This is a genomic window from Xanthomonas campestris pv. campestris str. ATCC 33913, from assembly GCF_000007145.1.
Lineage (GTDB): Bacteria > Pseudomonadota > Gammaproteobacteria > Xanthomonadales > Xanthomonadaceae > Xanthomonas > Xanthomonas campestris.
This window is the reverse complement of sequence record NC_003902.1, coordinates 4020621-4033977: the sequence shown is the minus strand read 5'-3', so window position 1 is coordinate 4033977 and position 13357 is coordinate 4020621. Positions and strand designations below refer to the sequence as shown.

Below are 13357 nucleotides of genomic sequence, written 5' to 3'. Positions count from 1 at the left end.
CGTAATATCGGTTGATGTAACCCAATAAATCGCTAACCATGAAACTCAGCCTGCGGCAACTTCAGATCTTTTGTGCGGTTGCCGAGTGTGGCTCCACCACCGCAGCGGCGGCGCAGGTGGCGTTGTCGCAGTCGGCCACCAGCGCCTCGCTCAATGAGCTGGAAAGTGGCTTAGGTACCCGGTTGTTCGATCGGGTCGGCAAACGCTTGCTGTTGAATGACAGCGGCCGCGCATTGCTGCCGCACGCGCGCAGGATGCTCGACAACGCGCAGCAGATCGAAGCCGGTTTCCATCCCGGCAGCGCCAGTTTGTCGACACGTCTGAAGGTGGGCTGCAGCACCACCATCGGCAATTATGTGCTGCCGCTGGTGCTGCGCGAGCTGCATACAACCGCTGCGCATCTGCGCGTGGAAATGGAAGCCGGCAACAGCACGGCCATCGCTGCGAAGGTCGCCAATTTCGAGCTGGAGATGGGGCTGATCGAAGGCCCGTGCCACGTGCCCGAGTTGCACGTCGAGCCCTGGTTGTCCGACGAATTGCTGATCGTGATTGGCAGCCAGCACCCGCTGGCAAAGCAGGCAAACGTCACCCGCAAGGATCTGCGCGCCGCTGCGTGGCTGTTGCGCGAACCGGGTTCTGGCACGCGTGAGGAGGTGGAGCAACGACTGCTGCGGCATCTGCATCAGTTGGCCGATGCACGCCAGATCGGCAGCTCCGAAGCGATCAAGCACATGGTGATGCACGGCCTGGGCGTGAGTTGTCTGTCGCGTTGGGTGGTGGAGGCGTCCTTGGCTGCCGGGACGTTGAAGGCCATCACCGGCGTGCTCCCGCCGATGTCACGTCGCTTCTTTCTGATCACGCATCGCGACAAGTTTCTCTCGCCGAGTCTTGCGCGTTTTTGCAGCAGCTGCCGGCAGTTTGCACAGACGCAGAGAGCGTCTGTTACACCATAACGTGTTGCTGCAGCGCAGCTTGCCGAATGTTCGCAGCCCACTGCATATGCCATCGCAGGGGAGTTGTGGTGCTGGGGCGCGACGTGTGCCCACGCTGCGAAGAAAGAAGCTAGAAGTCGGCGCACTGCATCGTCTGTCATGCGGCGGTCATGGCTTTTTTGTCTTCGATCCATATACTACCCCCCAGTATCCGGAACGGGACCGTGCATGCCGCATTCGCCACAGGAGAAAAAGCGAGCGCTAGCGCGTGTGCGTCGGCTGCGTGGGCAGTGCGATGCACTTGAGCGTGCGCTGGAAGTAGGGGCAGACTGCGCTCCAGTCCTGCAGCAGATTGCCGCGATCCGGGGGGCCGTCAACGGACTGATGTCGCAGGTACTGGAGGCGCATATCCGTGAAGACTTCGGGCATGCCGCCGCGTCCGATGCGCAACGCGCCGAACGGGTGCAGGAATTGCTTGGCCTGGTCCGGTCCTATCTCAAATGAACTCCCACCGGGTCGGCATGCGCCGCGCCCGTCCTCGAACATCCTCGTCAGGAGCACTCATCCATGAAATCCCGTGCAGCAGTTGCATTCGGACCCGGCAAGCCGCTGGAAATCGTCGAGATCGACGTGGCACCGCCGCAGGCCGGCGAAGTGCTGGTCCGCATCACCCACACCGGCGTCTGCCACACCGACGCGTTCACGCTGTCAGGGGATGACCCGGAAGGTATTTTTCCGTCGGTGCTCGGACACGAAGGTGGCGGCATCGTCGAGCAGATCGGCGAAGGTGTGACCGGCGTCAAAGTGGGCGATCACGTCATCCCGCTGTACACGGCCGAATGCCGCAAGTGCAAGTTCTGTCTCTCCGGCAAGACCAACCTGTGCCAGGCCGTGCGCGCAACCCAAGGCAAGGGTTTGATGCCCGATGGCACCACGCGCTTCTCCTACAACGGCGAGCCGATCTTCCACTACATGGGCTGCAGCACCTTCAGTGAATACACCGTGGTGCCGGAGATCTCGCTGGCCGTGGTGAACCCGGAAGCGCCGCTGGAAAAAGTTTGCCTGCTGGGCTGCGGCGTCACCACCGGCATCGGTGCCGTGCACAACACCGCCAAGGTCAAGCCGGGTGAGAGCGTGGCTGTGTTCGGGCTGGGCGGTATTGGTCTTGCGGTGATCCAGGGCGCGGTGCAGGCCAAGGCCGGGCGCATCCTGGCCATCGACACCAACCCGGGCAAGTTCGACCTGGCGCGCAGCATGGGCGCCACCGATTGCATCAACCCGAAGGATTACGACAAGCCGATCCAGGAAGTGATCGTCGAGTTGACCGATGGCGGCGTGGATTTCAGCTTCGAATGCATCGGCAACGTCAACGTGATGCGTTCGGCGCTGGAGTGCTGCCACAAGGGCTGGGGCGAGAGCGTCATCATCGGCGTGGCCGGTGCCGGCCAGGAAATCAGCACCCGCCCGTTCCAGCTGGTGACCGGCCGCGTGTGGCGCGGCTCGGCCTTCGGCGGCGTCAAGGGACGTACCCAATTGCCGGGCATGGTGGAGCAGTCGATGAAGGGCGAGATCGATCTGGATCCGTTCATCACCCACACCATGCCGCTGGAACAGATCAACGAAGCCTTCGACCTGATGCATGAAGGCAAGTCGATCCGCACCGTGATTCATTTCTGACCGGACGGCCAGGAGCGGCGCGCGGCCGCTTCCGCGCACGTGGGACCCGTAACCGGGAGGGGCATGATGGCTAACGTGTCGATTCACCCTGCAGTAGATGGTGGTGTTGTGCATGGCAGTACCGAAGGTTTTGCAGGGGGCACCCTGCAATGCCTGTGTGCCAGCAACAAGGTGACCGTGGACGTGGCATCGCAGAGCGCGCACAACCACGCCTGCGGCTGCAGCAAATGCTGGAAGCCGGAAGGCGCCAAGTTCTCGGTGGTAGCGGTTGCGCCACGCGACAAGGTCACCGTGACCGCGCATCCGGAGAAGCTCAAGATCGTCGATGAAAGCGCGACGATCCAGCGCCATGCCTGTACCGGTTGCGGCGTGCATCTGTATGGCCGGATCGAGAACAAGGACCATGCGTTCTATGGTCTGGACTTCATCCATACCGAGCTGTCGCAGCAGTCGGGATGGTCGCCGCCGGGCTTTGCTGCGTTCGTCTCGTCCATCATCGAAACCGGCACGCCGCCGGACCAGATGGATGGCGTGCGTGCGCGTCTCACCGAACTGGGCCTGACGCCGTACGACTGCCTGTCGCCGGCGCTGATGGATGCGCTGTCGACCAACGTGGCGCGTCACAAGGGCTTGTTGCACTGATGGTTCGATCCTGCGGCCGGTGATCCCGGCCGCAGGATTTTCTCTTCGCAAGGAATCCCATGGAACGTATCGAACACCGTGCCTGCTTCGGCGGCTGGCAAGACGTTTACCGGCACCACTCCACGAGCCTGGGCTGCGCCATGCAGGTGGGCGTGTATCTGCCGCCGCAGGCAGCCGACGGCCCCTTGCCAGTGCTGTACTGGCTGAGCGGGTTGACCTGCACCGAGCAGAACTTCATCAGCAAGGCCGGCGCTCAGCGCTATGCCGCCGAACACGGCGTGATCCTGGTGGCCCCGGATACCAGCCCGCGCGGTGACGATGTCGCCGATGCCGAGGGCTACGACATTGGCAAGGGTGCCGGCTTCTACGTGGATGCCACCGAGCAACCATGGGCCGCGCATTACCGCATGTACGATTACGTGGTGAACGAACTGCCGGCATTGATCGAAGCCAGCTTCGCCACCACCGGCGTACGCGCCATCAGTGGTCACTCGATGGGCGGGCACGGCGCGCTGACCATCGCCTTGAAAAATCCAGGCCGCTATCGCAGCGTGTCGGCGTTTTCGCCGATCGTCGCACCGAGCCAGGTGCCGTGGGGCGAGAAGGCCTTCGGTCAGTACCTGGGCGACGATCGCGCGGCATGGAGGGCGTACGACGCCACAGCACTGATCGCACAGGCAGCCGAGCGCCTGCCGCTGCTGATCGACCAGGGCGATGCCGATGAATTCCTGGAAAACCAGCTGAAAACAAAGCTATTTGAAGATGCCGCCAAGACGGCGGGCTATCCGGTCACCGTGCGGTTGCAGCCCGGCTACGACCACAGCTATTACTTCATCGCCAGCTTCATCGGTGAGCATATTGCCCATCATGCGCGCGCGCTGAAAGGCTAAGAGCGGCTAACAGACAAAGCGAGCAATCGTCAGCTAGGCGCGGACGGTGCGGAGGAATCGGAAGGTACGGTGGCCATGCCGATCCGAGCACTGGCCGCCGCTCCCGCCTGGCAGTTGCGTCGTTGTTTTGATCGCTGCTCTCAGTGAGGCAGTGCCGGCGTGTTTGGTGTCGTAGTGGTTGCCGTGTCGCGCGCGCTGATGCGGTAAGGCGCCATTGCTAAATGCGGTGGCAATGCCGCAGTGTTGTCGCCCTGCGAGCCCTTGCTTTTAGTTCCCGCAGCGCATCGCGTCACGACTGCGGACGCCGTTGATCACCTTCCAACCATCGACGCGCAGTACCTGCGAACAGAGCAGGTGCCTGCTGGATTTCTGGCAACAACGCGTACGCCCGCGATTCAACGCGGGCGTTGCGCGGTCAGCCGTCCCAGCTGCCGCATGGCGCGGTCCAGTGTCTCGCTCCACGGCTGGCCGCAGGTCAGGCGCAGATGGTCGGCGTAGTCGCCGCGGCTGGAATACACCTGGCCGGGTGAGGTGCCGATGCCCTTGGCCAGCGCGGCTTCGAACAGCGTCTGGCCGCTGCCGCCATCGGGCAACTGCAGCCACAGCGACAATCCACCTGCCGGCTCGCCGATGCGCGTGCCGGATGGCCAGTGCCGCACGATCGCATCGCGCAGGCGTTGACCGTTGTCGGCCAGCGTGCGGCGCAGCTTGCGCAGATGCCGCTCCAGATCGTGTTGCGCCAGGTAATCGGCCAGGGCCAGCTGCGGCAGGCTCGCGTTGCCGACGGTGGAAAAATACTTGGCGCGCACCAGCGCGTCGGTCCACGGCCCACCGAGCAGCCAGCCCACGCGCAGGCCAGGTGACAACACCTTGGAAAACGAGCCGCAGGTGATGACGTTGGCGTGCGTGTCGAACTGCCGCAGCGGGCGTGGGCGCTGACCAGACCAGGCCAGCTCGCCGTAGATATCGTCTTCGATCACCACCGTGCCATGCCGTGCGCAACTGTCCACTACGGCGCGCTTGGCGTGATCGGGGGTGAGGCTGCCCAGCGGATTGTTGAAGTTGGGCACCAGGATCGCGGCGCGTGCCGGCGTGCGTTGCAGCAGTGCATCCAGATGCGCGGCGTCAATGCCTTGCCCTGCGCGGTTGGGAACTTCCAGCACCTTCAGACGCAGCGCGGCGACCGCTTGCAGGATGCCGTGGTAGGTGGGCGCCTCCACCACCACCACATCGCCTGGCGTGGTGATGGTGCGTAACGTCAGGCTGATTGCCTCCATCGCGCCAGCGGTGATCACCACTTCGTCTGCGTCCACGTTGGTGCCGCATTGCGCATACCGCAGCGCGATCTGCCGACGCAGCGCGGCGTGGCCCTGTGGAGGTGCATAGTCCAGTGCCGCAGTGCGCTGGCGGCGTAGCTGGCGCGACATCGCTGCGGCTAGGTGTGCGCCGGGTAGTAGCGCGGGCGCAGGCGTCGCCAGGTGCAGCGGCACCAGGTCGGTACGTGCGAGCAGGTCGAACACGCCCTGCAATGCGGGGTTGGCGATGACGCCCGGCGCACGCCGGCGTGGCGTGGGCGTGGCGGCCGGCAGTGGCGCGGCAGCGGCGCGCACGAAATAGCCGGAACGTGGCCGCGCCTGGACGCGGCCCTCGCGTTCCAGTTGCAGGCAGGCCTGCACGGCGGTGGCGGGGCTGATGCCGTGGCTGGCGGCCAGCTGGCGGATCGAGGGCAGGCGTTCGCCGGCGCGCAGGGTGCCGCGCTCGATCTGTTGCCGCAGCTGTGTGGCCAGCGATTCGTAAAGCAGCATGGGTACGGTGCCCAAATCTGTATTGGTCTGTTTGTAGCGTATCTGAATCTGTCCTGGTCGCGTATCGCGCTGCAGACTGGCCGTGCCGGGCGACCTGCCCGGCCTTCTGGCGAGGTTGCAACGTGCTGCTTTCCCTGTTCGTGGTCGATGCGTTTACGTGTGTGCGTTTCAAGGGCAACCCTGCGGCGGTGGTGCCATTGCAGGCATGGTTACCGGTGCCGGTGATGCAGGCGATCGCTGCCGAAAACAATCTGTCGGAAACCACGTTCTTTGTGCGCGATCACGCCGGCGTCTTCGACATCCGTTGGTTCTCGCCGTTGAAGGAAGTCGGCTTCTGCGGCCATGCCACGCTGGCAAGTGCGTACGTCATTGCGCGCCAGCAGCTGGCACCGTTTCCGTTGCGGCTGCGCGCCCCGGCGGTCGGTGAGATCGGTGTTGAGCAGGTGGACGAAGCTACGTTCGAGATTTGCTTTCCCAATCAGCTGCCGACCCTGGTCACGCAGGTCCCGGCGCCACTGCTGGCCGCGTTGTCGATCGCACCGCAGGCGGTGTATGCCAACGCACAGGCCTACATCGGGGTGTACGCGGACGAGCAGCAGGTGCGTGCCGTGGTGCCCGACCTGGCGCAGATGCTGGCGTTGGCGCCACGCGATGTGGCCATTACCGCACCGGGAGCCACGCATGACCTGGTGTCGCGCTATTTCTGGCCGGCCAATGGCGGAGCGGAGGACCCTGTCACCGGTTCGATCCATGCAGCGCTGGCGCCGTTGTGGGCGCGCACGCTTGGAAAGACCGATCTGCGCGCGCTGCAGGCCTCGGCGCGTGGCGGTGAGCTGGCGTGTCGTGTCACACCGGCGCATGTCTACGTACGTGGCAGCGCCGTGCACTATCTGCGTGGGGAGATCACGCTATGAGCGTTGCGGCTGCACCACCGGAGGCGGCGTCGCGCCGCGCAATCTGGCAGCTGCTGTTGGCCGAGGTGTTGATCGGCTCGGTTGGCGTCTTCGTGCATGAAAGCGGCCAGGACCCGGTGACGGCGGTGTTCTACCGCTGCCTGTTTGGCGCACTGTTTCTTACTGTGTGCGGGGTGCTTGGTGGGCACCTGCGCGGGCTATGGCGCGAGCGCCGCCTGCTACGCGATGCGGCCATCAGCGGCGTGCTGCTGGTGTTGAACTGGGTAGCGCTGTTTGCCGGCATGGCGCGCTCGTCGATCGGTGTGGCCACCATGGTGTATCACGTGTTTCCGTTCGTGATGCTGATCCTGGCGGCGGTGGTGCAGGGCGAACGCACGCGTCGCGCCGATCTGGGCTGGACGCTGCTCGCCTTCATCGGCGTGGCGTGTTCGGCAGACCCCTTGCGATTGTGGCAGTCCGCCGACCGCAGCTATCTGCTGGGCATCGGGCTGACGCTGCTGGCGGCACTGCTCTGTGGCGCCTCATTGCTGATGTCCCGACGCATCGGCCGTGAGCGGCCGTTGGCGGTGGTCACCGTGCAGTGCTGGGTCGGGACGCTGCTGCTTATGGGATTTTCCAGCAGCGCTGCGCTGCATCCGGGCCTGCATTGGGCCTGGCTGGTGGGCCTGGGCGTGATCCACAGCGGTATTGTCTACGTGCTGTTCTATTCGTCGTACCGCCATCTGCACGTGGCCACCATCGCGGTGCTGGCCTTCGTGTATCCACTGGTGACGCTGCTGTTGGATTACCTGCTGTACGGTCACGCGCTGGCGCCGGTGCAATGGCTGGGCCTGGGCTTGATCGTCTGCGGTACGCTGGCGGTGAATCTGAAATGGCGCTGGCCACGGTGGGCAACTGGCAAGGCAGTGCTGCAGCGGTAACGCGCGCTACGATGACGAGTAGTCAGTCATTTCGCTCGCATGCTGGAGAGGAGTCAGCGCGGCAGTGTCTTGAAGCCGCACCGGTTTGCGCAACACGATCGTCCGCGCAAACCGGCACGTCATCTGCGCGTCAACGGACGTCGCGCAGTTCCCAGTGATGGCCGGCCAGGGCCTGCATACGCTGCTTGAGCAGGTCGCCGGGGATGCTGGTGGTGGCCACCAGGTCGATGCGCAGGTCGCCCTGCTTGCCGGTCACGGTGGCCGCCGGGTCGGTGACGCCCAGGCTGGGGTCCACCTCGTCCGGGTCGGCCTGCAGCTGGCGCCAGCGGTCGAACCAGGCCGGGTCGCGCAGGGCAGCCTGCAACTGTTCGGCAAAGGCCTCCGCACCATTGGCGCTGAAGCTCACCGCCGGCGCGCTGCCGCGGGCGAGCTTGGGGTCGGGCAGGCTGATCGAATAGCTGACAGGCATGGGCACACACTCGGATGACAGGTGCCGGGCACCTTATGCCAGCGGCGGTGAGCGCGTCGTCGAGGCCTGCTGCCGTGTGCTGGCATGCAGGCGCATGTTTATGCCGAGAAGCTGTGCGGCTCGGCGGCGAAGGCCACCGCCAACGCACCTTTGCCGACGTTGACCATGCCGGTCAGGCTCATCACGCTTTCGAACAGCTCCACGCCCTGCGTCTGGCAGGCGGCCTGCAACGCGGCATAGCCCGGCAACGCGTGCAGTTCGGCAAGTTCGCCGCCATAGCCCACGCATACGGTGGGTGTCATCAGCCCCTCGCGGAGCTTGCGCACGGTGAAGGCGAACAGCTTTTCGGCCGAGGGTTCGAAGCCCTTGAGCTTTGCCACCGGCTCGGTGACGCCACGGTAGGCGCGCAGCACCGGCTTGATGTCCAGCGCGCTGCCCAGCGCGGCGCCGATCAGGCCCACGCTGCGATCGCCCTTGGTGCGCGCACGCGCACGCAGGTAGTAGAGATCGCGCGGAATCATGTAGCCATAGGTGTGCTCGGCCAATTGCTCGAGCCGGGCGCGGATCGGCGCCACGCCCAGGCCTTGCGCACGCAGGCGTACCGCTTCCACCGCGGTGATGCCCTGGCCTGCGAACAGGTTCAGCGTGTCGATCACCCGCAGCGCGAACGGCGAGGTGTGCCCGGCCGCCTGCCGCACCGGCTTGTAGTCGTTGAGGATCGCAAAGCTCGCCTGGGTGGCGTTGTCGAATATCTGGCTGCGCAGCTTGGAGATAGTCAGGCAGAACACGTGGTCGTAATCGATGACCAGCCGCTGCAGGAATAGGTCGCGGATCTGGTTGACCGAAAACGGCGTCGTCTCCGCCTCATGGCCGCGCTCGGCCACGTGCGCGTGCAGGAAGCTCAAGGTGGCTTCCTCGTCGCGATGGTCGGCCAGCACGGCTTCGCCGATACGCACGCTGATCGGCAGCACGATGACGTTGTTGCGTTGGATGAAGTCCTGCGGCAAGTCGCACGCACTGTCCACCACGATTCCGATGCGCATCGTCGCCCCCTCCGGCTGTTGCGTCGTCTCTGGATGTGAACGCTATCGCAAATCGGGCGCGAGGCGAAGGGCATTGGTCGGAAGGCGCGCGGGGACGGGCTTGGCGGCAGCGTCGCCGGGGTCTGCCGGATGGCCCGGGCACGCTGCGCGCAGCACCTATCCAGGCAGGTCACTGCACGGCGCCAGTGCGCCGTCGCGCGATGTGGCAACGCAGCAATCGCGCTCACCAAGGCCGCCGCCACCTGACCGGGATGCAGTGGCGTGGCAGCACGCCGACGACGAACTGAGGACGGGCGCACGCCCCGATTGCCGGGTAGCGCCCGCTATCGTCTGGGCACCTGCAGGCCCCCAGGTTTCGCTATAGCTCCTGGCGACGCGGCGCTGCTAGGGTCCCGCTGCGATCGCTGCCAGGCAGCGGTCCCGACGCCGCAACGGTGGCGTCGCGCGCTGAATCCAAGGGAGACACCACATGCAGCAGACTCAACATCGCATCCTCGACCAGGCCACTGCGCAGGCGCCCACCACACGGCGGCGTGCCTCGCGCTGGTGGAAGGCCGCCCTGACCCTCGGGCTGGTGGCACTCGCGCCGGTCGCGCTGGCCGGGCCGTACAAGATCTTCGGCAACCACTACGCGTGGGTGAACAACTTCAACGATCCCAACAACATCATCCAGGGCACGTTCGGCACCGGCAGCACGCCGGAGCTCACCGTCACCTTCAACTTCGCCGACTACAACCTCTACGGATATCCGGCGATCGTGCGCGGCTGGCATTACGACTGGAACCCCACCAGCGACACGCTGTTTCCGAAGCAGATCTCCTCGATCAGCTCGATCCCGATGAAGTTCAGCTACAGCGCCGGCGGCACCAACCTGGCGGGCGATTTCGCCTACGACATCTTCTTCCGCTGGGATACCGCCAAAGGCAATCCGCAGCTGGAAGTGATGATCTGGGGCGACCACAACTCCTGGCCGATCGGCACGCTGACCGCCAGCAAGGTGATCACCGCTGGCGGGCGCACCTTTGATCTGTGGGAAGGCTTCAACTCCGGTGCGGGCTATTACGTCTACACCTTCATCCCGACCGGAACCGCGGGGCAGGCCACGCTGAAGACCAGCGGCAGCCTCAACGTGGATGCCAAGCCATTCCTCAACTGGTTGCAGACCAACCGCTCGAAGGATGGCCGCTACAACAACAGCATGTATCTGCATGCGGCCGAAGCCGGTTTCGAAGTGGTGCGCGGCAATGGCTGGGCCAAGGTCAGCGCCACGATGGACGCCAAGTAACCGCGGCGATCAGCGCGGCCACGGTTGGCGTTGTCGTTGCTGGCCCCCGGTCGGCCTTGATCACCTCCTAGCCGGCGCGATGATCAAAACGCGTTACACCAGTAAAGGTGTAACGCGTTTCTTCGTGCGCGCACATCTGGTGCTGAGCGCGAAATGCGAAGGGATGCGCGATGTTTTCTCTCGCTGCTGGCTTCGGATATTGCGTAACGGCTTCGTTAACCGGTGTATCGCCCAAGAGCGCATGTGCAGAAGTAGGCAAGTTGTCCGTCCATCACTGGAGTCCACATGCAAACGTCCACACACGCAGTGCGTTTCGCCCCCTCATGGCTTGCAGGCAGTGTCGTTGCCGCACTTCTGCTTACCGCCGGTACTGCCATCGCCTACACCGGGCAGACCAAGGTATACGGCACGCAATACGCCTATAACAACAATTTCAACGACAGCAATAACGCCATCACCGCGACATTCGGTAGCGGCAGCACGCCCAGCATGACGGTGTCCTACAGCCTGCCCAGTGGGCAGCTTTACGGCTACCCAGCCATCTGCCGCGGCTGGCATTACACGATGAACCCGGCCACCGACAGCTTCTTTCCGCATCAGGTATCGGCGATCAAGACATTGAGCGGCGCGGTGGCCTTCACCACCAAGGGCAGTGGGCAAACCGGGGATTTCGCCTATGACTTGTTCTTCCGCAAGGACGCAAGCAAGGGCACGCCGCAGCTGGAAGTGATGATCTGGGGTGCCAACAACTCCTATCCCCTGGGTACGTTGAGCGTGCCCAACGCGATCAGCTCCGGCGGTGTCAGCTACGACCTGTGGCAAGGCAATAACGATGCTGCGGGCTATTACGTCTACACCTTCATTCCGCATGGCACGGCAGGCAACAGTAATCCGCTGCCAACCAGTGGCCACCTCAACGCCAACATCAAGGCGTTTCTCGACAGGTTGCAGACCTTGCGCAGTGGCGATGGCCGCTACAGCAATGCCTTGTATCTGCAAGTGGTGGAGGGTGGCTTCGAGGTGACCGGTGGTACCGGAAGCGTGTCGTTGAGCGGTGGCATCACCGCCAATTGATGCTATGCACCGCACACCACGCGTTCTGCCGTGCGCTATGCGGGCACCCGCACGTGGCGTGATTACGGTGCGACCAGCTGCACGCTGTCGTAGACGATGGCCGGGCTGAGGAAGCCATTGTCCGGCGACCCCGAGGCCAGGCTGATGGCGATCCGGTTACTGCCGGCCTGCAGCGCCGTCGCCGGGATATCCACTTCACACAGCGTGTTGTTGCCGCGTGTGGTGCCACGGGTGATGCCGCGCGTCTTGGGTTGATTCGGTGCAGCGGGGACCGGGCCGTTCCATCGGGCGTTGACGGCGATCTGCGGGCGCGCGCTGACCTGCGCCAACGGCACGAAGATGCGCAGCCGATAGCTGCGCACTTCGCTGCTGCTCAAGCTAAACACGATTTGTGTGGGCGTGTTGATCCCGCGCCACTGCACCGCCGGAAAGCTGCCCACGCTGCTTGATCCCACTGTGTAGGTGACCGGTGCCCAGCGCATGCGCGCATCGGACGGATGCGCGCGCGGCAGCAGGTCTGCGTACTGGAAGCCGCCGGGCGTGCCATCGGGAACGCCGATCTACCACTTCACCGCGCCGGGCAAGCTCACCGCCTGCAGCGCGGCCTGTGCGGTGGCGCCGGCAAACACTTCGACATCGCGTTGCGCCACCTCCAGCTCGTGTTGATACAGCGTCATGCGGTAGCGGCCCGGGCGCACGCCGTTGATCTGGTAGTCGCCGCTGCCAGTGGCCGTGGCCCAGTATTGCGCCTGAGCGTTGCGCAAGCCGACCACCGCCGGCTGCCCTGCCAGCACCCCGCTCACGCGCCCGGCAAGCGTGCCGCGCCCGTCCGCTGCCAGGTAGCCGTTCACGCCCAGGCTGGCATCGATGAAGTCGGTGCTGGTCTGTGCGGAGGAGGGCGCACCGCCGTCGGTGAACAACAGGCCGTACACGCCGTGCAATTCACCGCGGAAGGCTTCGGTCTGGGTGTGGTCCGAATACATTTAGTTGTACAACTCATGGGTGACGCGGGTTTTCTGTGTGGCGATGTCCTTGAAGAACGGCCCGCCCGCACTGCGCTCGCGATTGCCCATCAGCATGAACACCGCCACGCCGTTGCCGCTGACGCCGTGCAGCGGGTCCTCGAACATGCGCCGGGCCGAGTAGAACTTGGAGCTGGTCCGTCCATCCGGCAGCAGGAACACGTCTTCGCCTTCAATCGCAGTGCCGACGCTGGAATCCGGTTCCTGCAACGCGTTCGGCAGCTTGGCCACGTTCAAGCGGGCGATGAAGCGCAGCTCGCCCACCGGCAGCAGGCTGGGCGCGGAGGTGGCCATGTAGATGGCATTACGGCCCTTGCGTGCGATGTAGTACTGGGTGAGGTCGCCGGCCTTGGCCGTGATCACGATGGCGCCGCCCACCACGCGCGCCTCCACGCTGGCGGTGCCTAGCCCGGAGGCGATATGCGAGCCCTTGGATTCGGTGGTCTGCAGTTCGTTGCCGCGGTAGCGAATCGACACGAGATCGCCGTTGCTGGCATTGACCGAAAACAGCAGCTCGGCGCCGGTATCCACCACGATGCGATCACCACTGCGGGTGATGCCGAAGGCGGCGAATGCGGGCGCGACGACGCCAGCGTAGAGCACAAGCGCACAGGCCAGCGTGCGCAGCGGGATGCGATGCATGTCGATCTCCGTAACGAGCAAGGCGCGGTGCGCCGATGCGCG

Annotated in this window: 12 protein-coding genes, 1 other RNA gene and 1 pseudogene; 9 read left to right on the top strand and 5 right to left on the bottom strand. The window is 64.6% G+C overall.

What is annotated here, in order from left to right; genetic code table 11:
* Positions 1-38: 38 nt before the first annotated feature.
* The 5 genes from XCC_RS17570 to fghA all read left to right on the top strand — a co-directional run bounded on the left by XCC_RS17570 (position 39) and on the right by fghA (position 4141).
* The gene (locus tag XCC_RS17570) at positions 39-953 is read left to right on the top strand and encodes a LysR family transcriptional regulator (protein WP_011038489.1); all 915 of its coding nucleotides are present in this window, start codon (positions 39-41) and stop codon (positions 951-953) included.
* Positions 954-1160: 207 nt separating this feature from the next.
* On the top strand, positions 1161-1436 hold the full coding sequence (locus XCC_RS17565; RefSeq protein WP_011038488.1) for a metal/formaldehyde-sensitive transcriptional repressor: 276 nt from the start codon (positions 1161-1163) through the stop codon (positions 1434-1436).
* Positions 1437-1499: 63 nt separating this feature from the next.
* Positions 1500-2609 (top strand): S-(hydroxymethyl)glutathione dehydrogenase/class III alcohol dehydrogenase, encoded by a 1110-nt coding sequence (locus XCC_RS17560; protein ID WP_011038487.1) that lies wholly within the window; start codon positions 1500-1502, stop codon positions 2607-2609.
* A gap of 66 nt (positions 2610-2675) precedes the next feature.
* Positions 2676-3251: an S-(hydroxymethyl)glutathione synthase gene (gene gfa, locus XCC_RS17555; protein WP_011038486.1), complete on the top strand. Its 576-nt coding sequence runs from the start codon at positions 2676-2678 to the stop codon at positions 3249-3251.
* Positions 3252-3310: 59 nt separating this feature from the next.
* A complete protein-coding gene (gene fghA, locus XCC_RS17550) occupies positions 3311-4141 on the top strand; it encodes an S-formylglutathione hydrolase (protein ID WP_011038485.1) in 831 nt (276 codons plus the stop codon).
* 4 nt (positions 4142-4145) lie between these two features.
* Here fghA and XCC_RS17545 read toward each other — a convergent pair.
* Positions 4146-4218, bottom strand: a non-coding RNA gene (locus XCC_RS17545) — sX9 sRNA.
* Between the two features lie 318 nt (positions 4219-4536).
* Positions 4537-5946, bottom strand: coding sequence for a PLP-dependent aminotransferase family protein (locus XCC_RS17540; protein WP_011038484.1), 1410 nt, complete (start codon positions 5944-5946; stop codon positions 4537-4539).
* Positions 5947-6068: 122 nt separating this feature from the next.
* Between XCC_RS17540 and XCC_RS17535 the strand changes: the two genes are divergently transcribed.
* Both XCC_RS17535 and XCC_RS17530 read left to right on the top strand, forming a co-directional pair.
* On the top strand, positions 6069-6860 hold the full coding sequence (locus XCC_RS17535; protein ID WP_011038483.1) for a PhzF family phenazine biosynthesis protein: 792 nt from the start codon (positions 6069-6071) through the stop codon (positions 6858-6860).
* The gene (locus XCC_RS17530; protein WP_011038482.1) at positions 6857-7780 is read left to right on the top strand and encodes a DMT family transporter; all 924 of its coding nucleotides are present in this window, start codon (positions 6857-6859) and stop codon (positions 7778-7780) included. Before XCC_RS17535 ends, XCC_RS17530 begins: the two co-directional genes overlap by 4 nt.
* Positions 7781-7910: 130 nt before the next feature.
* Here XCC_RS17530 and XCC_RS17525 read toward each other — a convergent pair whose 3' ends face one another.
* Both XCC_RS17525 and XCC_RS17520 read right to left on the bottom strand, forming a co-directional pair.
* Positions 7911-8249, bottom strand: coding sequence for a hypothetical protein (locus XCC_RS17525; protein WP_016944410.1), 339 nt, complete (start codon positions 8247-8249; stop codon positions 7911-7913).
* Between the two features lie 98 nt (positions 8250-8347).
* Positions 8348-9292 carry a DegV family protein gene (locus tag XCC_RS17520; protein ID WP_011038480.1) on the bottom strand — a complete coding sequence of 315 codons (945 nt, stop codon included), beginning with the start codon at positions 9290-9292 and terminating at the stop codon, positions 8348-8350.
* A gap of 469 nt (positions 9293-9761) precedes the next feature.
* Between XCC_RS17520 and XCC_RS17515 the strand changes: the two genes are divergently transcribed.
* Together XCC_RS17515 and XCC_RS17510 are read left to right on the top strand one after the other, a co-directional pair.
* Positions 9762-10577 (top strand): GH12 family glycosyl hydrolase domain-containing protein, encoded by an 816-nt coding sequence (locus XCC_RS17515; RefSeq protein WP_011038479.1) that lies wholly within the window; start codon positions 9762-9764, stop codon positions 10575-10577.
* 285 nt (positions 10578-10862) lie between these two features.
* On the top strand, positions 10863-11651 hold the full coding sequence (locus XCC_RS17510) for a GH12 family glycosyl hydrolase domain-containing protein (RefSeq protein WP_011038478.1): 789 nt from the start codon (positions 10863-10865) through the stop codon (positions 11649-11651).
* Positions 11652-11713: 62 nt separating this feature from the next.
* Here the strand turns inward: XCC_RS17510 and XCC_RS17505 are convergent.
* Positions 11714-13315 (bottom strand): annotated as a pseudogene (locus XCC_RS17505) (rhamnogalacturonan lyase B N-terminal domain-containing protein).
* Positions 13316-13357 lie beyond the last annotated feature (42 nt).